Annotated in this window: 20 protein-coding genes and 1 pseudogene; 18 read left to right on the top strand and 3 right to left on the bottom strand. The window is 63.9% G+C overall.

Annotated features, from left to right (window positions below; genetic code table 11):
• Positions 1–191: 191 nt before the first annotated feature.
• Positions 192–500: a hypothetical protein gene (locus tag HPC46_RS26715; RefSeq protein WP_179475204.1), complete on the bottom strand. Its 309-nt coding sequence runs from the start codon at positions 498–500 to the stop codon at positions 192–194.
• 162 nt (positions 501–662) lie between these two features.
• On the opposite strand from HPC46_RS26715, the gene HPC46_RS26720 reads away from it, so the two are divergent.
• The 9 genes and pseudogenes from HPC46_RS26720 to HPC46_RS35805 all read left to right on the top strand — a co-directional run bounded on the left by HPC46_RS26720 (position 663) and on the right by HPC46_RS35805 (position 8,831).
• Complete coding sequence (locus HPC46_RS26720) at positions 663–1,970, top strand: acyl-CoA dehydrogenase family protein (RefSeq protein WP_179475232.1); 1,308 nt, start codon at positions 663–665, stop codon at positions 1,968–1,970.
• On the top strand, positions 1,961–2,722 hold the full coding sequence (locus HPC46_RS26725; RefSeq protein WP_179475205.1) for an SDR family NAD(P)-dependent oxidoreductase: 762 nt from the start codon (positions 1,961–1,963) through the stop codon (positions 2,720–2,722). Before HPC46_RS26720 ends, HPC46_RS26725 begins: the two co-directional genes overlap by 10 nt.
• On the top strand, positions 2,722–3,789 hold the full coding sequence (locus tag HPC46_RS26730) for a phosphotransferase family protein (RefSeq protein ID WP_179475206.1): 1,068 nt from the start codon (positions 2,722–2,724) through the stop codon (positions 3,787–3,789). The genes HPC46_RS26725 and HPC46_RS26730 overlap by 1 nt, the downstream gene beginning before the upstream one ends.
• 52 nt (positions 3,790–3,841) lie before the next feature.
• The gene (locus tag HPC46_RS26735; RefSeq protein WP_179475207.1) at positions 3,842–4,987 is read left to right on the top strand and encodes an acyl-CoA dehydrogenase family protein; all 1,146 of its coding nucleotides are present in this window, start codon (positions 3,842–3,844) and stop codon (positions 4,985–4,987) included.
• A 19-nt stretch (positions 4,988–5,006) separates the two neighbouring features.
• Positions 5,007–6,023, top strand: a complete 1,017-nt coding sequence (locus HPC46_RS26740) for an acyl-CoA dehydrogenase family protein (protein ID WP_179475208.1) — start codon at positions 5,007–5,009, stop codon at positions 6,021–6,023.
• Positions 6,020–7,225 (top strand): CaiB/BaiF CoA transferase family protein, encoded by a 1,206-nt coding sequence (locus HPC46_RS26745; RefSeq protein WP_179475209.1) that lies wholly within the window; start codon positions 6,020–6,022, stop codon positions 7,223–7,225. Before HPC46_RS26740 ends, HPC46_RS26745 begins: the two co-directional genes overlap by 4 nt.
• The gene (locus HPC46_RS26750) at positions 7,222–8,433 is read left to right on the top strand and encodes a thiolase C-terminal domain-containing protein (RefSeq protein ID WP_325096781.1); all 1,212 of its coding nucleotides are present in this window, start codon (positions 7,222–7,224) and stop codon (positions 8,431–8,433) included. Before HPC46_RS26745 ends, HPC46_RS26750 begins: the two co-directional genes overlap by 4 nt.
• A pseudogene (locus HPC46_RS35800) lies at positions 8,433–8,573 on the top strand (zinc ribbon domain-containing protein); the annotation flags it as partial. The gene HPC46_RS26750 and the pseudogene HPC46_RS35800, both read left to right, overlap by 1 nt.
• Positions 8,574–8,606: 33 nt before the next feature.
• Positions 8,607–8,831, top strand: a complete 225-nt coding sequence (locus HPC46_RS35805) for a Zn-ribbon domain-containing OB-fold protein (protein WP_325096787.1) — start codon at positions 8,607–8,609, stop codon at positions 8,829–8,831.
• A 29-nt stretch (positions 8,832–8,860) separates the two neighbouring features.
• On the opposite strand, the gene HPC46_RS26760 is transcribed toward HPC46_RS35805, so the two are convergent.
• Positions 8,861–10,003, bottom strand: coding sequence for a thiolase family protein (locus HPC46_RS26760; protein ID WP_179475211.1), 1,143 nt, complete (start codon positions 10,001–10,003; stop codon positions 8,861–8,863).
• A gap of 28 nt (positions 10,004–10,031) precedes the next feature.
• Entirely contained in the window at positions 10,032–11,111 is a 1,080-nt protein-coding gene (locus tag HPC46_RS26765) for an LLM class flavin-dependent oxidoreductase (protein ID WP_233716721.1), read from the bottom strand.
• 149 nt (positions 11,112–11,260) lie between these two features.
• On the opposite strand from HPC46_RS26765, the gene HPC46_RS26770 reads away from it, so the two are divergent.
• The 9 genes from HPC46_RS26770 (at position 11,261) to HPC46_RS26810 (ending at position 20,926) form a co-directional block, all read left to right on the top strand.
• The gene (locus HPC46_RS26770) at positions 11,261–12,097 is read left to right on the top strand and encodes a mycofactocin-coupled SDR family oxidoreductase (protein ID WP_179475212.1); all 837 of its coding nucleotides are present in this window, start codon (positions 11,261–11,263) and stop codon (positions 12,095–12,097) included.
• Between the two features lie 71 nt (positions 12,098–12,168).
• A complete protein-coding gene (locus tag HPC46_RS26775) occupies positions 12,169–12,927 on the top strand; it encodes a GntR family transcriptional regulator (protein ID WP_179475213.1) in 759 nt (252 codons plus the stop codon).
• 239 nt (positions 12,928–13,166) lie between these two features.
• Positions 13,167–14,156 (top strand): cyclase family protein, encoded by a 990-nt coding sequence (locus HPC46_RS26780; protein ID WP_233716723.1) that lies wholly within the window; start codon positions 13,167–13,169, stop codon positions 14,154–14,156.
• Positions 14,153–15,622 carry an aldehyde dehydrogenase family protein gene (locus HPC46_RS26785; RefSeq protein WP_179475214.1) on the top strand — a complete coding sequence of 490 codons (1,470 nt, stop codon included), beginning with the start codon at positions 14,153–14,155 and terminating at the stop codon, positions 15,620–15,622. The genes HPC46_RS26780 and HPC46_RS26785 overlap by 4 nt, the downstream gene beginning before the upstream one ends.
• A gap of 90 nt (positions 15,623–15,712) precedes the next feature.
• Positions 15,713–16,888 (top strand): amidohydrolase family protein, encoded by a 1,176-nt coding sequence (locus tag HPC46_RS26790; protein WP_179475215.1) that lies wholly within the window; start codon positions 15,713–15,715, stop codon positions 16,886–16,888.
• Between the two features lie 29 nt (positions 16,889–16,917).
• Positions 16,918–17,493, top strand: coding sequence for an NADPH-dependent FMN reductase (locus HPC46_RS26795; protein WP_179475216.1), 576 nt, complete (start codon positions 16,918–16,920; stop codon positions 17,491–17,493).
• Positions 17,494–17,506: 13 nt separating this feature from the next.
• Entirely contained in the window at positions 17,507–18,994 is a 1,488-nt protein-coding gene (locus HPC46_RS26800; protein WP_179475217.1) for a class I adenylate-forming enzyme family protein, read from the top strand.
• Positions 18,991–20,124 carry a CaiB/BaiF CoA transferase family protein gene (locus HPC46_RS26805; RefSeq protein WP_179475218.1) on the top strand — a complete coding sequence of 378 codons (1,134 nt, stop codon included), beginning with the start codon at positions 18,991–18,993 and terminating at the stop codon, positions 20,122–20,124. Before HPC46_RS26800 ends, HPC46_RS26805 begins: the two co-directional genes overlap by 4 nt.
• Positions 20,125–20,164: 40 nt before the next feature.
• A complete protein-coding gene (locus tag HPC46_RS26810) occupies positions 20,165–20,926 on the top strand; it encodes an SDR family NAD(P)-dependent oxidoreductase (protein WP_179475219.1) in 762 nt (253 codons plus the stop codon).
• Positions 20,927–20,931 lie beyond the last annotated feature (5 nt).

Raw genomic sequence — 20,931 nt, forward strand, 5'->3', positions numbered from 1 at the left:
GAAAGCGGGCCTCCTTCGATGGAGCAACTGGCGTCAGACACCAGCAGCTTCGAGGGAGGCCCGCCCTTCTCGGCGGAGCCACACGGGTGGGGAACTTCGATGAGCGTCAGTGGGGAATTTCAGCGAGTGCGATCACGCAGGGTTCGTCGGGCATATTCATGGGTTGTTCCGTTCGCAGTAAGTCGGAAAGCTCAGTCGGACGCGGGGAGCGCCTTTGCCTGCTTCATCCCAAGCACCTGACCGTCGACACCGAGTGCCGCCTGCCCGCCGCGGGTGCACAGCAGCTCCAGCCCCAGGTCGTCGTGGGCGTACCGCTTGCCGATGAGCGTCTCGCCGCTCCACCCGTCCTCGACACCAAGATCGCCTGGGTGCTCGGTGTCGATGGGAATCATCGATCGGCCGCCGCAGGTGACGTCGATGTCCTGGCCGGGGGCGCGCACGACGATCACCTCGGTGGCATCGACGACGCTCTTCAGGCGTTGACCATTTGTCAGCCGCATTGTCCGCCTCCTGCATCCTGGATCCGTGTGAAGTTCCGCAGTGCCTGGAGGCAACAGGGAAGTTGATGTGTCACAGAACACAGCCTACTATGCAAGTTGCATCCTGGATACAGGATGGTAGTACGGTCAGGGTCCTTGACGGACGGAAGGTGCGTGTCCACTGTGGAGTGGTACTTCGAGAACGATCCAGACTTCGAAAAGCAGCTCGTATGGGTAGATCAATTCGTCACCCAGGAGATCGAACCGCTTGATCTCCTGCTGGGGCATCCCGCAGACGTGCACGATCCGCTACGCAATGAACTGATCCGCCCGTTGCAACAGCAGGTCAAAGATCGCGATTTGTGGGCGGCTCACCTGGGGCCGGAACTCGGGGGACAGGGCTACGGGCAGCTGCGGCTTGCACTTCTGAACGAAATTGTCGGTCGATCACGTTGTGCTCCTGTGGTTTTCGGCAGTCAGGCGCCAGACTCCGGAAACGCCGAGATCCTGGCTCACTTCGGCACGGACGAACAGAAGGCCAGGTATTTGCAACCGCTCCTGGCCGGGGACATCGTCTCCTGTTTTTCGATCACCGAACCTACCGGGGGCGCCGATCCCACATCCTTCACCACCGCGGCGCATCAGGACGGTGACGAGTGGGTGATCAACGGAGAGAAATGGTTCTCGTCGAACGCGCGCTATGCAGAGTTCCTCATCGTGATGGCGGTGACCGACCCCGAGGCGGGTCCCCATCGCAGGATGTCCATGCTGCTGGTCCCGGCAGGCACGCCGGGTGTGGAGATAGTGCGCAACTCCGCCACCGCGGGGCAGCCCTTCCGGGACGGAACACACGCCTATCTGCGATTCACCGACGTCAGGGTGCCTAGCGCTAATCTGCTAGGCGACCGGGGAGCGGCATTCGCCATCGCCCAGACACGGTTGGGTGGGGGCCGTATACACCACGCGATGAGATGCGTGGGGCTGGTCCAGCGCGCGCTCGACATGATGTGTGAGCGGGTTCTGTCCAGGAGCACCCGAGGAGCGCCGCTGGCAAATCGTCAGACCGTGCAAGAACTCATAGCAGACTCCTGGATGGAACTGCAACAGTATCGTCTGCTGGTACTCCAAACTGCCTGGCGCATCGACAAATACAACGACTATCAAAAGGTCCGCGGCGACATCTCCGCGGTCAAGGCGCTGATGCCCAAGGTGCTCAACAACGTGGCGTCCCGCGCGCTTCATCTACACGGGTCGATCGGTACCACCGACGAGATGCCCTTCGCCCGAATGATTCTCGAGTCATTCCAAATGGGTCTGGCAGACGGGCCGACTGAGGTGCACAAGGTGATGGTCGCGCGCGAGGTCCTCAAGAACTACCAGCCCACCGACTCGGTGTTCCCTGCCTACCACCTGATCAGCCGGGAGGCGGAGGCCAGGCAGCGATATCGCGACGAGCTTGCCCGGCACGAGGCCGTGACCGCATGGGCCTGACGAGGGACATCGGGCAGCTTTTCACCCTGGCCGGAAAGGTCGCGATGATCTCCGGTGGCAGCCGCGGTCTCGGGCGTGCCATGGCCCGCACGTTCGCCGCCGCGGGGGCGGAGGTGATCGTGTCGTCGCGCCGTCAGGAATCGTGCGACCAAATCGTGGGGCAGATCCGCGCCAACGGTGGGAAGGCCCACGCCATCGCCGCCCACGTGGGCCGGTGGAACGAGATCGACCGGCTGGTCGAGCGGTGCCTGGAGGTGGTGGACGGGATCGACGTACTGGTGAACAACGCCGGCATGTCGCCTTTGTACCCGACGCCGTCTGCTGTCAAAGAAGAGCTCTTCGACAAGGTCATCGGGGTCAACCTCAAAGGCCCATTCCGGCTGACCGCACTGGTCGGTGAGCTGATGGTCGCCGCCGGTGGCGGATCGATCATCAACATCTCGAGCACGGGCGCGGTGCGGCCGAGCGGGCAGATCATTCCTTATGCCGCAGCCAAGGCCGGGCTCAATGCCATGACCATCGGCTTTGCGGACGCCTTCGGGCCTTCGGTCCGGGTGAACGGGATCATGCCGGGCCGATTCCGGACCGATGTCGCAAAGCACTGGACCGCCGAACAACTATCCGGCGCCAACGCCATGCTCAAGCGGGTGGGCGAAGAAGACGAGATCGTCGGTGCTGCCCTCTATCTCGCCTCACCGGCGTCCAGTTTCACCACCGGTTCGCTTCTGACCGTCGACGGTGGAGGACACTGATGACAGCACCCGACCCCGTCAGCGACTCTGGTCTCACCACGTCGGAACTCGATCGCGTCGCCGACTGGCTCCGAAGAGAGGGTGTGCTTTCCGGTGACATCGAAAACGTCGAGGCGATCGGTGGTGGAACGCAGAACATCCTGGTCGGTGTGGTCTGCGATGGAAAGCATCTGGTGTTGCGGCGCCCACCCCGGAACAAGCGGGCCGGCAGCGACAAAGCCATGCTGCGCGAGATTCAGATTCTGCGGGCACTGGCCGATAGCGAAGTTCCGCACGCACGAGTGCGCGCGGCCTGTAACGATCAGGACGTCATCGGTTCGGTGTTCTATCTGCAGGACCGGGTCGACGGCGTCAACCTTGCCGAGAAGTTCCCCACTCACTATCTGACCGATCTTGACCTTCAGTTCCAGATTGGCCTGTCGCTCGTCGATGCCCTGTTGACGGTGGGCCGCACCGCGATAAACACCGACGCATTTGCCGGATTGGGCCGCCCCGAGGGCTGGATCGAGCGTCAGGTGCGGCGCTGGCACGGGCAACTGCATGAGTATGCAGGCGGGAAGAGCTACGCCGCAGGCCAGTTGCCGCACGCCGAGCGCGTCGCGGCGTGGCTGAATGCTCACCTACCGCCACGGTGGGAACCGGGGTTGATGCACGGCGATTACCACGCCGCCAACGTCATGTTCGACCCCGCACAACCGGTGGTCGCGGCGATCGTGGACTGGGAGCTCGCGACGATCGGTGACCCGTTGGTCGATCTTGCCCATCTGGCCATCACGTGGCCGTCGCTGGACAGGTCGAGCGGCCGCGACATCACCGGTGCAAGAGGGCTGGCCACTGCAAGCGAGCTGATAGCCCGCTATGCCAGGGGAACCGACCGCGACATGAGCCACTTCGAGTGGTACATGGTGTTCGCCAGGTTCCGGCTCGGAATCCTCCTCGAAGGCACCTACGCGCGAGCGTGCGACGGCAAGGCCGACGTCGCCACCGGCGCGCGCTTGCACGATCACGCGATACGCCTCCTCACCGACGCGTTCGCCGCAATCGATCGGGCCGAGGTGCTGATGTGAGATCCCAAATGTCCGATGACCGGAACCACGCGCACGAACCGAAGGAGTAGAGATGTTTCCCACAGAGGCCCCGGATGATCAGGCGTTCCGCATGCAGGTGCGGGAGTGGTTGCACCGCAACAAACCCGAGCTGCCGATGCCGTCGACAGAAACAGCCGACGGCGTACCTGTCCACCTGGAGTGGGAACGCAAACTCCACGAGGGCCGGTGGGCGGCGGTGTCGTGGCCCGATCAGTACGGAGGGCGCGACGCCTCACTGTGGCAGTGGCTGATCTTCGAAGAAGAGTACTACCGGGCCGGGCTACCGCAGCGAGTCGCGCAGAACGGCATCTTCCTGCTGGCGCCGACGCTGCTCGAACTGGGCACCGAGGACCAGAAGGAACGCTATCTGCAGCGGATGGCGGCAGTGAACGACCTGTGGTGCCAGGGCTGGTCGGAACCTGAGGCAGGCAGCGACCTGGCTTCGCTGCGATCCCGCGCGGTTCGTGACGAAGAGGCCGGCGGTTGGCGGCTGTACGGGCAGAAGTGCTGGACCACTCGCGGGGTTTACTGCAGCCACATGTTCGGAATCTTCCGCACCGGTACCCCGGAGGAGCGCCATCGCGGTCTGACCTATTTCCTGATCGACCTGAAGCAGCCGGAGATCACCGTGCGTCCGGTCGCAAGGCTCGACGGTGATGACGGGTTTGCCGATGTGTTTTTCGACGGCGCTTTCGTCGCCGATGCCGATGTGCTCGGTGGCGTCGGACAGGGGTGGCGGGTGGCGATGGCTACCGCGGGATCCGAACGAAGTCTCTCGCTGCGCAGCCCGGGCCGCTTCATCGCTTCGGCTGATCGGCTGATCGATCAGTACCGCAGCGGTGGCGCGGAGATCCGTGACGACCAGCGCCTCCGTCAGGCCGTTGCGGATTCGTGGATGGCGGCGCGCGCCTACAAGCTCGCGACCGACGGGACGGTGTCGCAGCTGACGTCCGGAGGGAACCTCAGCGCCGAAGCGAGTATGAGCAAGGTGTACTGGTCCGAGTTGGACGTGGCCCTCCACGAGACGGCGCTGATGCTTCGTGGAGCCGACGCCGAGATCGATGAGGAGTGGATGCGCGGTTATCAGTTCGCGCTGTCCGGCCCGATCTACGCCGGCACCAACGAAATTCAGAAGAACATCATTGCCGAGCGGTTGCTCGGGCTTCCACGGCCCTAGCCCAAGAAGGAGCACACACATGGATGCATGGTTGAGCGACGACCAGATCTCACTACGCGATGGCCTGCGGGAGGTGCTGAAATCCACTTGCCCGCCGGACGTCGTGCGCGCCGTCTGGGAGAAGGGGATCGGGGCGCACGAACCGCGCCGACTCTGGCAGACCTTGGCCGATCTGGGTCTGTTCGGGCTGCTGGCCGCGGCGGACCTCGGTGGCGGGGACGGCAATGAGGTCGACCTCGTCGTCATGATGGAGGAATGCGGACGGGCCGCAGCACCGGGCCCGCTACTCGAACAGATCGCGGTCGGCGTACCAGCACTGGCAACAGCGCCGGGAAAGCTTGTTGAACAAGCCATCTCAGGTTCAGCGGTGATCACGGCGCAGGAGTCGGACGGGGCGCGCGTCCCGTGGGCCGTCGACGCCGACGTGATCGTGGCCGTGCAGCCCGACGGTGTGGCCTTCGCGACTCGCGACGCGGTGACGGTCTCGGCCGCCCCGGAGTCGGTCGACAAGTCCCGGCAGCTGAATTCGGTCGAGTTCGCGAAGACCACCGAGTTGCCCGGCGTCAGGGCGGACACCGTATTCAACCGCGCGGCACTGGCCGCCGCGGCACAGCTGCTGGGTCTGGCTGATCACCTGATCCGTGCCGCGGTCGACTACGCGCTGGTCCGTCATCAGTTCGGTGTTCCCATCGGCTCGCAACGTCCGGTCCAGCACATGCTGGCCTCGGCGTACATCGAATTGCAACACGCCCGACCCGTTGTGTACGAGGCAGCCAGGGTGATGGCCGCCGACCTCGACACCACCGACCGCGAGGTCAGCTTCGCCAAGGTATATGCCCACCGTGCGGCTCACACTGCAGCGCGTGCTGCACTGCAGTGCCACGGGGCCATCGGGTACACCTGGGAGCACGATCTCCAGCTCTGGATCAAGCGGGTGTGGGCGTTGGGTTCGGTGTGGGGCACCGACACGTTCCACCAGGATCGGGTGTCGCGGCTGGTCCTCGACGCCGGGTCTGAGCCGGTTGCGGTGCGATGAAGGTCCTCGAAGGTATCCGGGTGGTAGAGGTCACCTCGTGGTTGTTCGTGCCCGCCGCCGGAGCGGTGCTGGCCGAGTGGGGCGCCGAAGTCATCAAGATCGACCACCCGGAGCGGCCGGATCCTCTGCGCAACATGCGTGTTGCGGGTATGGGCCGGGATTCGCAGCCGCTGGCACCGATGTATCACCTTGCCAACCGCGGGAAACGCAGCCTCGGTATGGATGTGGGAAGCCGACAGGGGCGCGACATCCTCGCTCAGCTGGTCGCCGACACCGATGTCTTCCTGACGAGCCTGCTGCCGCGCAGCCGCGCCAAACTCGGCCTCGATGTCGACAGTGTCAGAGAGATGAACCCGCGCATCATCTACGCCAAGGGAAGTGGGTACGGACCAGACGGGCCGGATGCAGATGCACCAGGGTTTGATGGCACTGCCTACTGGGCCCGCGGCGGAATCGCGGACTCGCTGACGCCTGCCGGGGCCGCCGAACCGACGCCCTCAGTGCCGGCCATGGGGGATCTCCCGGCCGGGCTGACCCTCGCCGGCGCGATTGCCGCCGCGTTGTTGCGACGGGAGCGCACCGGCGAGACCCCGGTGGTCGACGTGTCACTGTTGGGTACCGCGGTGTGGAACGCGGCTCCGGCGATTTTGTCCTCCGCGTGGACCGGCCGGAAGCCGACCCGCGTCCCCCGAGAGCAGAATCCGAACCCCGCCACGCTCGTGTATCGCCTGCGCGATGATCGTTACATCAAGCTGTCTCTGTTCGCATCCGACCGTCACTTCACCGAGCTCTGCGAACGGATCGGCCGAGCCGACATCGTGGCCGATCCGCGGTTCACTGATTCCCGTTCCCGCGCAGAGCATCACGAGGCATGCATCGCCGAACTCGATGCGGTGTTCGCCACGTTGACGACGCAAGACGTCATCTCCCGTTTCACCGGGATGAGCGGCGCCTGGTCGTTGGTGCGCAATGTCGACGAGGTTGCGTTGGATCCTCAGGTACAGGCCAACGGCTATGTCAGAAGCTTCGCCGTCGACGGTGAGGACATGCCCACTGCGGCCTCGCCGTGGCAATTCGACTCCGCAACACCGGAATTGAGTGCAGCGCCAGCCCACGGTGAACACACCGACGAAATTTTGCTGCAGCTCGGATTGGACTGGGATGCGCTGCTGGAGCTCAAGATGGACGGAGTGATCGTGTGAGTGCTGCTCCGGCAGTGGCGGTGAGTCATCGGGACTCGTGCGCGATCGCCGGTATCGGCGCCACGGATTTTTCGCGGAACTCGGGCCGCACGACTCTGACGCTGGCAACCCAGGCTGCGGTGTCAGCCATCGCGGACGCTGGCCTTGAGCGTGCCGACATCGACGGTTTGGTCAAGTCGGACTATGACGACGTCCAGTGCACCGATCTCGCGCATTCGCTCGGCCTGCCTGGCGTGACGTACTGGGGGGCCACGGGGATCGGTGGCGGGGCACCTTGCGGGATGGTCGGTCAGGCGGTAGCGGCGATCCAGGCCGGACTGGCGACGAACGTGCTGGTCTATCGGGCGCTGAATGGTCGCTCAGGGGTTCGTTTCGGCAAGGGCTCCGGCGTTCAGCGGACCGGGGGCGCCCAGTATGTCGGCGGCAACGGCAGCTACGAAGAGTTCCTGTATCCCTACGGTGTGGTGGCGCCAGGACAAATGTTCGCCATGGTCGCTCGGCGACACATGCTCGAATACGGCACCACCTCAGACGATCTCGGCAGTATCGCGATGACGGTGCGAGCCCGTGCGAACGCTAATCCTGCGGCACAAATGCATGATCGGACGATGAATCGGCAACAGTACGATGCTGCGCCGCTGATCGCGGATCCGTTGCGGCTCTTCGACCACTGCCTGGAAACGGATGGAGCTTGCGCCGTGGTGGTCACCTCCGCCGAGCGGGCTTCGGACCGCCCGCATCCGCGGGTGCTCATCCGGGCGGTGTCACAGGGCATGATCGCGGAGCCGCAGAGCGGAAGCTTTCTCACCGCCCTGTTTCGCGAATCGTTGACCGATCAGCCTTCGGCCCAAGCGGCGAGGACGCTGTATCGACGGGCCGGCATGGGCCCCGATGAGGTCGACGTCGCTCAGTTCTACGACTGTTTCACCATCACGCTGCTGCTCCAGCTCGAGGATTACGGGTTCTGCGCCAAAGGCGAGGGCGGACCGTTCGCCACGAGTGGTGCGATAGACCTTGGTGGTCGGTTGCCGGTGAACACCGCGGGCGGGAATCTGTCCGAGGGCTATATCCACGGCCTCAACCATGTGCTCGAAGGGGTCCGGCAGATGCGTGGTACATCGACCTCCCAGGTGGATGGAGCGCAGACGTGCCTGGTGACCTCGGGTGTACCGGTCAACACGAGTGCGATGATCCTCAGGAAGGGATGATGTCTTCTCTCGCCCCATTGCCCTACACTGAAGATCCCGACACCGCGGGCTTCTGGCGAGCGGCCGCCGAGGGCCGCCTGGTGGTCCGGCAATGTTCGCAGTGCAGACACGTGCTACATCTGCCTCGTGCGTTCTGCGCGCGGTGCGGGTCATGGGACGGCCAATGGGCTGACGTGGCCCCAACCGGCACGCTGTACTCCTGGACGGTGGTCCACCGACTGGTTCATCCGGCGTTTCCCCCGCCCCACACAACGGTTCTGGTGGCGCTCACCGATTTCCCATCGGTCCGCCTCCTCGGGATGCTGGTAGGCGAGTCGCCTCTGTCTGTCGACATGCCGATGCGGGCCCGGTTCGACCGCCACGAGGACACGGTCCTGGTCAACTGGGAGCTTGCCTGACCTCACCGGCGACCGTGTTCAGTCGCGGATCAGTCGAGCACCTCGACGATCGTCGCGTTCGCCTGGCCGCCTCCCTCGCACATGGTCTGCAACCCGTAACGAATTGAGTTGCGGCGCATGTGGAACAGCAGGTCGGTGAGGATGCGGGCGCCCGAGCCGCCGAGGGGATGCCCGAGGGCGATAGCGCCTCCGTTCGGATTGAGCCGGTCATCGTCGACGCCGAACTCCCGCTGCCACGCGATGGGCACCGGCGCGAAGGCTTCGTTGACCTCGAACACTTCGATGTCGTCGATGGACAATCCGGACCTGCGCAGCGCTTTTGTTGTCGCCGGGATGGGCGCGGTGAGCATCATCACCGGGTCTGAGGCGGCAACGGAGGCAGCGACCACGCGCGCCATCGGCGTGAGTCCGTGTTCGTTGGCGGCGGCCTCGCTCATGACGAGCACTGCTGCGGCGCCATCGGAGATCTGGGAGGAATTCCCGGCGTGGATGACTCCGTCCTCTTTGAAGGCCGGCTTCAGGTGCGCCAGTGAGTCGACGGTCGTGGTGGGCCGGATTCCTTCGTCGTCGCTGACGGTAACGGCGTCGACTGTAACCGGCATCGACTGCTCTCGGAAGTGGCCGGCAGCTTGCGCTGCCGCCGCGCGCTGGTGCGACCTCGAGGCGTACGCATCCAGCTCTTCTCGCCCCAATCCCCATTTCTCGGCGATCATCTCGGCGCCCAGACCCTGGTGCGGACGTGATCCATAGCGGTTCAGGAAGGCCGGTCCGACGGGAACACCGCCCACCGCCGAAGACGTTCCGATCGGAATCCTGGACATTGATTCGACGCCGCCGGCGACGACCACGTCGCAATGGCCGGCGCTGACCGCTGCCACCGCGAAATCCAGCGACTGTTGCGATGAGCCGCATTGTCGGTCGATCGTTACCCCTGGAACGGTTTCGGGCCATCCGGCCGATAGCACCGCCGTGCGGGCAATGTCGACCGCCTGCTCGCCCACCTGGGCGACGCAACCCCAGATGACGTCGTCGATGAGCGCGGGGTCCAAGCCGGACCGGGTGGTCAGTTCGTCCAACACAAGGGCGGACAGATCAGCCGGATGAATACCGGACAGGCCGCCGTTACGCTTGCCGACGGGGGTGCGTACCGCGTTCACGATCACCGCTGTCATGGTCGATCCTCCTGATGTACTTGGTATTTCAGTGCGATGGTGGTGTCGACGCGCGCAGCGCGGGCAGCACCTCGCGCGCGAGCAGCCGGACCGACTCGAGGGTCGCCTGGCGCGGAACACCGGGATAGATAGTCCGGATGGTGATGTGGCCGGTGACGTTAGCAGGCAGGTCGGCCAGGATCTGCCACCATGGCAGCAGCTGGTCGATGCACTGCCGCGGCGTTCCCGCGACGAACTGCGGGGGTTTGCCGCCGGCGTCGCCGTCGGAGCCGAACTGCTTGCCCTTCAAGCTGGGTAGGTCGCCGCTCTCGTTGAGCCAGCTGCGATATTGCCGTCCGACGTGTTCGACCCCGGGCCGGACGGTGGCCCATGCGTCCTGCGCAGCGACGAATGCATTGATGGTTAGCGCAACGTGGAAGGGCTCGGTACGGGTCTGGAGTTCGAGCACGGCGAGGCGTTTCGACAGCGCCTTGGGATGGCTGAGTTCGGGGGCTATCCACCCGTTCCCGAGTTCGGCGGCTCGGCGAATCCCGACATCGGCGAAGGCGCCCACCAGCAACGCCGGGCCGCCTTCTTGCCGGGGCGACGGCGTGACCGGGGGAGTGGAATAGTCTGATAGGCCGTGAAATTCGACGGGTTTGCCCGACCAGGCCTGGCGCAGGACTGTGAGAAGTTCATCAAGGCGTCGGCCACGTTCCCGGCGATTGCGGCCCAGCCCCGCGTACTCCGACTCGCGGTAGCCCAGTCCCAGCCCCAGCATCAGGCGCCCGTTGCTGAGATGGTCCAGGACCGCCGCGTCCTCGGCGAGCCGGATCGGGTTGTAGAGTGGTCCGATCATGATGTTCGTGGCCAGTCGGATTCGTTCGGTCCGCTGGCTCAACGCAGCGAGCATGGTCAGGGGAGACGGCAGATAGCCGTCAGCGGCGAAATGATGCTCGCTGAACCACGCGGAGTCCATACCTTCGTTCTCGGCGAGCACGCAGGCATCCAGCGCCAGGGTCAAGGCCTCACCGTTTTCAGCCGACGTCCCGTTCAAGGTCTGAGCGCACACGGCTCCCAGACCCATCTCGATGGGCGGTCGTGGGTGGTGAACGTTTTTGCCGGTCATCTGTCCATCCCGTGTAGTGAAATCGCAAGCAGCGGAGTGGATTCAATCGCCGCGGTGTGCGTGCGCAACGCAGGTGGTTGTGCAGGAGAGACTCAAGTGTATCCTGGATGCAGGCTGTCCGGAATAGCGGTTGTCGGTGAAGATTCGACATGGAGGTCAACGTGGGATCACTCGAAGGCAAAGTCGTGTTCATCACCGGCGTAGCGCGCGGCCAAGGGCGATCGCACGCTGCCCGCTTGGCGTCCGAGGGCGCCAACATCATCGGAATCGACCTGTGTGACCAGGTCTCCACGGTCAGCTACCCGATGTCTACCGAGCAAGACCTGCTGGAGACGGTGGAACTGGTGGAGGCTGCCGGAGGCAAGATGTTAGCCCGCCGGGCGGATGTCAGAGACTTCGACGGGCTGCAGAGCGCAGTGGATGAGGGAGTCGCCCACTTTGGCCGCCTCGATGTCGTCATCGCCAATGCCGGGGTGATGTTTCAGGGGTGCCCACCTGAGCGCGACGGGGACGCGTTCCGTGACGCCATCGACATCATGCTCGTCGGAGCGTGGAACACCATCCGGGTCGCGCTGCCGCAGATGCTCGAGCAGGGAGACGGCGGCTCGATCGTCTTGATCAGTTCGACGAACGGCCTGCGCGGAGCGGTTGCCGGTGCCCGCGGCGGTAACTTCGGGTACGCGGCAGCGAAACACGGCGTTGTCGGACTAATGCGGATGTATGCTAATTACCTTGCACCGCACAGCATTCGAGTTAACACTGTCCACCCGACCGGGGTCGACACCCCTATGCTTGAGGGCTTCGCCGAGTTCGTCGCGCAAATCCCGCCGGATGAGCTGCCCAGTGACCGCTTGGGGAATCCCATGCCGGTAGAACGTATCGAGGCGATCGATGTCAGCAACGCCATCGCGTGGTTGGTGTCGGATCAGGCGCGCTATGTCACCGGAATTACGTTGCCTGTCGACGCGGGCTTCACCAATAAATAGACAGTCTGCCGTACCCTGTATCCAGGGTCCATCGGGAATGACCGGGAGGACCGCGGAGCAGGGGAGGCAACGTGCACGAGGGAACCTCGGGTCTCGGGACGGTGAGTCGCGGGCCGCGCCTGGTCGACGAGGTGGTGGCCAAGCTTCGCGAGGGAATTGTGACAGGTCGCTTGGCTCCCGGCACGCAGTTGTTACAGGTCGATCTCGCACGTGAACTGGGCGTCAGTCGGACCCCGCTGCGGGAAGCCTTTCGCGTCCTTGAGAACGACGGTTTGGTGCGTATCTCGAACAACAACCGCACGGTCGAGGTGGTGGCGATCACCGCCCGTGACATTCGCGAGATGTACGAACTGCGAGAAGTTCTCGACGGGCTCGCTTCAAGATTGGCTGCGGAACGGGGATTTACCCGCGGCGAGGAACAGCACGCGTACGACCTGCTGCGCGCGCTCGATGAATCAAGGGTGCACTATGACCCCGTCAGACGCACCGAGGCGCATACCAATTTTCACCAGTTTGTTGCCCGGGCTTCGGGCAACGGCCGGTTCGAGATGTTCATGGACCTGATCAGGACCAGCAGTGCTGCGCTGCATCAACCCTTCGTCACCGACCCCGAGGCCGTGCAATTGGTTCGCGGGAAAGAGCAGCTGAACTTCAGCGAGGTGATGGCGAAATCCGATGAGCAGCATCGAGAAATCCTTGAGGCGATCATCGCCCGGGATGGGCAGACTGCCGAGACCGCCGCGCGCCGACATGTGCAGCGAACCATCCAGCACGCCGCTGACGTCGACTTTTGGAGAAAGCTGATTACAGCCCGCTCGGAGGAGCTCTAAGTCAGCGCCGATCGCCGTAGCGGGCCGGGCGATCTTGATCCACTCGATCGCGCAGTGCGTCGTGACGTAGAGACACCGCTTTTCGTGAGTCCACGATTGCGCAGGATTGGTACGGCCTGTAGCGTGAGTCACAGCCGCTAGTATCCTGGATGCAGGATTTCGGCCAGAGGTCGGGCGCAGGAGTCGATGTGTCGGCCCACCCACTGGCGGCACCAACCCCTCGCGTCGGGAGATGAGTTATGAACAGCACTGTTGCCACTTCGTTACCCACCGACATGCAGGCTCTCGCGGACAAGGTCCGAAACTGGGGGCGGTGGGGTGAGGACGACGAACTCGGAACTCTGAACCTGATCGACGAGCAGAAAGTCGCGCAGTCCGCTCGGTTGGTCCGTACGGGGCGAGTGTTTTCGATGGGTGCCGATTTCGACACCTCCGGCCCGCAGGGGGCATTTCCTACGCGCACAAACCCGCTGCACTTCGTCACCGTCGATGCGGGCTGCTCGGCACCTGAAAGCGCAATGCAAACGGCGGCAGCTGAATTTGTGGCGGGGTTCTTGCAGGGCGGGCCAGCGCGCTACAACGACGACTACATCGTCATGCCATTGCAGGCCTCGACACAATGGGACGCACTGTCGCATGTGTACTACGACGACGCGATGTACAACGGATTCCCCGCCACCGCAGTCACCGCATTCGGGGCTGCCCGCCTGGGCATCGAGAAGCCCGGCTCGCAAGGTGTGGTGTCCCGCGGCGTGCTCCTGGATCTAGCCCGTCATCGCGGCGTGGATTTTTTGGATCCCGATCAGCCGATCATGCCGTCCGAACTGGACGCCTGCGCAGCGCGACAGGATGTCGCGATAGAGTCCGGCGACATCGTGTTGATCCGAACCGGTTGGTGGGACAGGTTCATCGGTTCGGGCGATCGGGACATGTCGAGTAGCGGCTTGAGCTGGCGATGTGCAGAGTGGTTGCACGAGAACGGGATCGCGGCGGTGGCCGCGGACAATGTGCAGGTGGAACCGCTGTTCCCAGAACCGGATTCGATTCCGCTGGGGCTGCACTGTCTGGCGTTGCGCGATATGGGCATGAGTCTCGGCGAACTGTGGGATCTTCGCGCGATCGCCGCCGACTGCGCGCAGGACGGCGTGTACGACTTCCAGCTCATTGCCCCTCCGATCCGCTTCACCGGCGGCATCGGTTCTCCGCTGAACCCGGTGGCCATCAAATGAGTGGGGAACCACATATCCAGTTCGATGCCCGCCTGCTGATCGACGGCTCCCTGGTCGACACAGACCGTCATTATGCGAATATCGATCCCTACAGCGAGAAGGTGTTGGGTTATACGCCCGAAGCCACCCTTGTGGATACGCAAGCTGCCATCGTGGCTGCGCGGCGCGCCTTCGACCGGACGCGGTGGCGCACTGATCATGACTTCCGGGCGACCTGCCTGATGCAATTGCACGACGGACTGCTGCGGCGGGTCGAGGAGTTGCGCACGATCCTGGTATCAGAATCGGGATGCCCGATCTTCATGACGAGAGGCCAGCAGCTCGACCTGGCGATCGCTGAGATCGTCAACTGGTCGGCGATGGCCAGGCAGTATGCCTACGAGTCCTACCTGTCTCCGACGGCGGGGCCCAGCGGGACGTCAGAGCGGTTGGTGTTGCGGGAGCCCATCGGTGTCGGTGCGCTGATCGCGCCCTACAACTATCCCGTCAACATGCTCATCACCAAGCTGGGCCCCGCCCTCGCCGCGGGTAATACCGTAGTGCTCAAGCCGTCGCCGCACACCCCGTGGACCGCGGCGTTCATCGGTGAAGTGGCTGCTCTGGAAACAGACATTCCCGCAGGCGTGTTCAACGTGATCACCGGCTCCGGCACGGATGTCAGCAGCGTGATGGTCGAGCACCCGCTGGTCGATTTTGTGCACTTCACCGGTTCGACAGAGGTGGGCCGCAGGATCATGGCCAATGCGGCAGGCACGGTCAAGAAGGTGATCCTCGAGCTCGGCGGCAAGTCGGCGCACATTGTTCTCGACGATGCCGACATCGAGGCGGCGGTGCGGTTCACCGTCGCCCGTATGAGCCGGCATTCCGGTCAAGGTTGTACCAACTTGACCCGATTGCTGTTGCCACGCAGGCACTTCGATGGCGCGTTGGAGGTGGCCGCAGAGGCAGCTGCTGAGGTCGTCTGGGGTGATCCGATGTCAGAACGGACGCACATGGGCCCTCAGATCAGCGAAAAGAGCCGCCAACGTGTCCTGGGCGCGATAGACAGAGCCGTGGGCGAGGGGGGGCGTCTGATCGCCGGGGGTGCCGCCCCGGACTCGAAGGGTTTCTTCGTCGAAGCAACAGTGATCGCCGATGTGAGCCCGAAGTCAGCTCTGGCGCAGGAAGAGTTGTTCGCACCTGTGTTGGCCGTGCTGAGTTACGAGGATGACGACGAAGCGGTAGCCATCGCCAATGACTCGATCTACGGGCTGTCGGGTGCGGTCACCGGTGGCTCCGATCGCCGTGCTCTGGAGGTGGCCCGTCGGGTCACTACCGGAACCATGGATGTAAACAACGCCACTTGGTTTGCTCCGGACTCACCGTTCGGTGGACTCAAACAGAGTGGATTGGGAACCGATTGGGGAGTGTATGGACTCGAGGAGTGCCTGCAGACTCGAATCATCGGCCATCCTCCGTTGAGCTGAGGATTGGAACGCAATACCATTGTCGCCCAACTGTTTACACAGAAAAACTACGATCCTGTATCCAGGATTCACAAATGAAAGGAAGGTACCATGCCGCTGCGAGACGACGTGCAACTGATCTCGGTGGATGACCACCTGATCGAGCATCCGATGGTGTGGCAGGACCGTCTGCCCAAGAAGTTCCTCGAGGACGGCCCGCGAATCGTCGAATCGACTGGAACAGAAACTGACCAGTACGGATTCGGGCGCTCCGTCTCGAAGGGCCGTCAGGTCTGGCAGCTCGAAGGAGTCATCTACGCCCAGCTGGGCCTCAACGCGGTCGCGGGCAAGCCGCGGGAGCAGCTGGGCACCGACCCGGTGCGGTTCGACGAGATGATCCCGGGTTGCTACGAGCCCAAGGCCAGGGTTGCCGATATGGACCTCGATGGGGTCCAGTCGGCATTGTTGTTCCCCTCGTTCCCGCGTTTCGCCGGAACGCTTTTCAGCTTTGTCAAGAACAAGGAACTTGCTCTGCTGTGCACCCAGGCCTGGAACGACTTCGTGCTCGAAGAATGGTGCGCGCCGTACCCCGATCGGTTCATCCCGATGATCATCCTGCCGTTCTGGAGCGTCGAGGAGTCGATCGCGGAGATCAAACGCCTTGCCAAATACAACATCCGCGCGGTCTCGTTTCCCGAGAACCCGGCGAAGCTCGGTCTCCCGTCGTTCCATTCCGACCATTGGGATCCGCTGCTTTCTGCCCTCGAAGAGGCCCAGATCGTCGTCTGCCTGCACTTCGGGACTTCGGGGCAGGTGACCATCACCGCAGACGATGCACCCATGGCCGTCATGACGACGTTGATGGGCACCAATTCCATGGCAGCGACGGCCGACCTGCTCTTCTCGCCGGTCTTCCACAACCATCCCAACCTCAAGGTGTCAATCTCTGAGGGTGGAATCGGTTGGATCCCTTGGCTTCTAGAGCGCGCGGACATCACCTGGGAACGTCACCGCTTCTACCAGAATATCCATCAGACGATCCGGCCCTCCGAACTGTTCAACAAGCATGTCTACGGCTGCTTCATCGTCGACCAATACGGCGTCGACAATCGCCACGCCATCGGGATCGACCGTCTGACTTGGGAATGTGATTACCCGCATTCGGATTCGTTCTGGCCGAACAGCCGCAAGACCGCCAGCGAAATGTTCTTCAACGTGCCCGACGACGAGGTGAAGCGAATCGTCGAGACCAACGCCCGCGACCTGTTCCGCTACCCGCGGATGTGATCTCCGCTCGAACTGATGAAGGAACACCGATGTCACCACTTATCGTTGGAATCGGCGGGACGCTGCGAGAGAACTCGAGCTCGCAGGCAGCGCTGGATGTCGCGCTGGCAGCAGCGCGGGCCAACGGAGCCAGAACGGCCCGCTTCGTCGGCAGAGATCTGGACATACCGCACTACGAGCCGGGTTCAGAGGGGTCGCGGAGCGAGAAGCAGGCCGCCCTGATCTCCGCGTTCCGCGCGGCCGACGGGTTCATCATCTCCAGTCCCGGCTACCATGGCACGCTCTCGGGCCTGGTGAAGAACGCGCTCGACTACGTAGAAGATCTGGTCAACGACGAACGCGCCTATTTCGCCGGACTACCGGTTGGGTGCATCGGCGTCGCCTACGGCAATCAGGCAGCGGTGGCGGTCGTCACCGGTTTGCGGTCCATCACCCACGCGCTACGCGGATTCCCCACGCCGTACGGGGCAACGGTGGTGGTCAAGCCGGAGATCTACCAACACGGCGTGTACGTCGATCGCGATGTCATTTCCTGCCTGGAGCTGGTGGGGACCGAAGTCGCGGCGTACGCAGGAAAACTCAGCCCCGCTGCCGCGCGGGTCTAGGGAGTAGGACGCAATGGGTATCGATCTGGTTCTGGAAATGGCGACGTCAGCGTTTCCGGATCGGCTTGCAGTGGGACGGCGAGGCGAGGGGCTCACGTACGAGGCGCTCGATCGTCTAGCCGACTGCGGCGCCGCTCTGCTGACAAACGCGAACGGGAGTCACCTCGTGTTCGTTGGTGTAAACGGGACGGCACTACCGGCGCTCACATTCGCCGCGGCGAGGGCTGGAATTCCATTCGTACCAATGAATTACCGCCTGGCGCAGCATCAATTGGTTGATCTGATCGGTCAGCTCGACGACCCGGTGGTGGTGGCGGACACGGACTATCTCGCCAGCGTCGCAGGAGCAGCGCGGGTGAACTGGTCGACAGACCAGTTCCTCGAGGCGGCAGGGGGCCACGAGCCACTGCCGCGCGCTGCGGTGCCCGATGACGCCACGGCCATCGTTCTGTTCACTTCGGGAACCACCTCGGCGCCGAAAGGGGTGGTGCTGCGCCATCATCACCTGTTGTCGTATGTCATGCAGACCGTGGACTTCGGCGCAGCCACCGAGGACCAGGCGGCGCTGGTGAGCACACCCCCATACCACATCGCCGGTATAGGAGCTGTGCTTTCGAATGTCTACTCAGGTCGACGTATGGTGCACCTGCCCAACTTCACACCCTCTGGCTGGCTGGACTTGGTTCGGATCGAGGGCGTGACGTCGGCAATGCTGGTGCCGACGATGCTGGCCCGGGTGGTCGAGCATCTCGACGGAGCACCCGCAGAGACACCCACCCTGGAATCGCTAGCCTATGGTGGCGCCCGGATGCCGCAGCCCGTTCTTGAAGCGGCTCTGGCTGCTTTCGCCGACACCGGCTTCGTCAATGCCTATGGGCTGACCGAGACGAGTTCGACGGTGGCGGTACTGGGGCCCGAGGATCACAGGGACGCGTGGCGGAATGACGAACTGCGGAGCCGGCTGGGATCCGTCGGCCGGATAGTGCCGGGCATCGAAGCCGAAATCCGCGACGAGAGCGGCGCGGTGCTCGGTGACGGCGAGACAGGTCTGCTGTGGGTTCGCGGTGGGCAGGTCTCGGGGGACTACATGGGACAGGCGTCCGTCCTCGACGAGAATGGTTGGTTCCCGACCCGGGATCGCGCGCGCATCGAGGAAGGGTTCCTGTACATCGGCGGCCGCGCAGACGACACGATCATCCGCGGCGGCGAGAACATCGCGCCCGCTGAGATCGAAGACGTTCTGGTACGCCATCCCGGTGTCAAGGAGATCGCCGTCATTGGCGTACCCGACGATCACTGGGGTGAGAGCATCTGTGCAGCAATAGTTCCTGCTGGCCAGACTGAGCCAGACCCGGATGACATCCGGGAATTCTGTCGGGCCAGGTTGCGCGGATCTCGAACGCCGGACTCCGTCGTGTTCGTCGCGGAACTACCCAAGAACTCCACCGGCAAGTTGGTCCGTCGTGACCTACTTCCGCTGGTGATCGCGGCGGCACCGTGACGGCCGAGCAGGGGCCACTGGCCGGATTGCGGGTGATCGAACTCGCGGGCATGGGGCCGGCACCGTTCGCCGCAATGATGTTGGCCGACCTGGGTGCGGAGGTGGTTCGGATCGACCGTCCCGGTGCGGTTCTCGGTCCGGATCTGATTCTGAACCGGAACCGGCGTTCGGTCGTGCTGGATCTCAAGGATCCGCGGGGCGCACAGGCGGTGTTGACGATGATCGAGGGCGCCGACGTTCTCCTGGAGGGTTTCCGCCCAGGAGTCGCGGAGCGACTCGGTCTCGGGCCGGAGCACTGCCTGCAGCGCAACCCGGCCCTGGTCTACGGTCGGATGACCGGGTGGGGACAGGACGGGCCACTGGCTGCGACGGCGGGCCACGACATCGACTACATAGCCAGGACAGGACTGCTTCACGCCATCGGCAGCGTAGGTGGTCCACCACAGGTGCCGTTGAACGTGGTTGGTGACTTCGGCGGTGGCGGAATGCTTCTGGCCTTCGGGGTCATGGCCGCGCTGTGGGAGCGATATCGGTCTGGACAGGGACAGGTCGTGGATGCGGCCATCGTCGACGGTGTCGCTTCGCTACTGGCAATGCAGTACGGATTCCTGGCCCATGGACGTTGGAACGACGAGCGGGGAACCAACCTGTTGGATTCCGGTGCGCCGCAATACACAGTCTACGAGACGTCGGACGGGCGGTGGATGGCCGTCGGCGCCGTGGAACCGCAATTCTATGCCCAACTCGTGGACAAACTCAGGCTGACCGGCCTACCCGATCGGGCGGACAGCGCCAACTGGCCCGAGATTCGCCGGGCCATCGCGCAGCGCTTCCTGGAGCGCACCGCATCGGAGTGGGAGTCGATCTTCGATGGCGCCGACGCATGCGTGGCTCCGGTGCGCTCACTGAGTGAGGCGCCGACGGATCCTCATCTAGCCGCGCGCGGCACCTACGTCGAAGCCAACGGGGTGATTCAGCCGGGTGTCTCACCCAGATTCTCCAGAACGTCTTCGTCGCAGCCACTTCCAGCACCGCAACCAGGCTCGCACACGCGAAGCACGCTGGTCGATTGGGGTGTGGGGGACGTCGAGGATCTCATTTCGGCCGGCGTGGCCAGACAGCTCGACTGACTCGATCACAGCACACACTTTTCACACCATCAGGAGTTCAATGAATATCGCGGGGAAGTCGGTTCTGGTCACAGGTGGCGCTTCGGGGCTCGGACGAGCCACTGCGCAGGTGCTGCTGGGACGGGGAGCGCACGTGATCTTGCTCGACCTGCCGCAGTCCAACGGCACCGCCGTGGCTGCGGAGTTGGGGGACCGAGCGGAATTCGTAGCCGCTGACGTGACCGACGAGCAGGGGGTCTCGGCGGCACTCGATGCCGCAGGACGTCGGGCGGAATTGCGCGCTGTGGTGCATTGTGCCGGGACTGGCAAGTCGCGCAGGGTAATCGGGCGTCAAGGTGTCTATCCGCTGGACGAGTTCGCCCGCATCGTCACCATCAATCTGATCGGCACGTTCAATGTCGTCCGGCTCGCCGCCGAGCGCATGTCGCGCTATGAACTCGATGGTGAGGATCGCGGCGTGGTCGTCACCACCGCGTCGGTAGCAGCATTCGAGGGCCAGGTCGGGCAGGCTGCCTACGCAGCCTCCAAGGCGGGGGTGTCGGGTATGACGCTTCCGCTGGCGCGCGATCTGGCCAGGCTCGGTGTGCGGGTGGTGTCCATCGCGCCCGGACTGTTCGACACCCCAATTCTCGGGGGCCTCAACGATGAGGCCAAATCATCTCTGGCCAAACAGATTCCGCATCCGAGTCGGCTGGGCGAGCCTGCGGAGTTCGGTGCACTTGCCGCCCACATCATCGAGAACGGGATGCTGAACGGCGAAGTGATCCGTCTCGACGGAGCCATCCGGATGGCTCCACGCTAGTCGGA

The organism is Mycolicibacterium vinylchloridicum (genome assembly GCF_013404075.1).
Lineage (GTDB): Bacteria > Actinomycetota > Actinomycetes > Mycobacteriales > Mycobacteriaceae > Mycobacterium > Mycobacterium vinylchloridicum.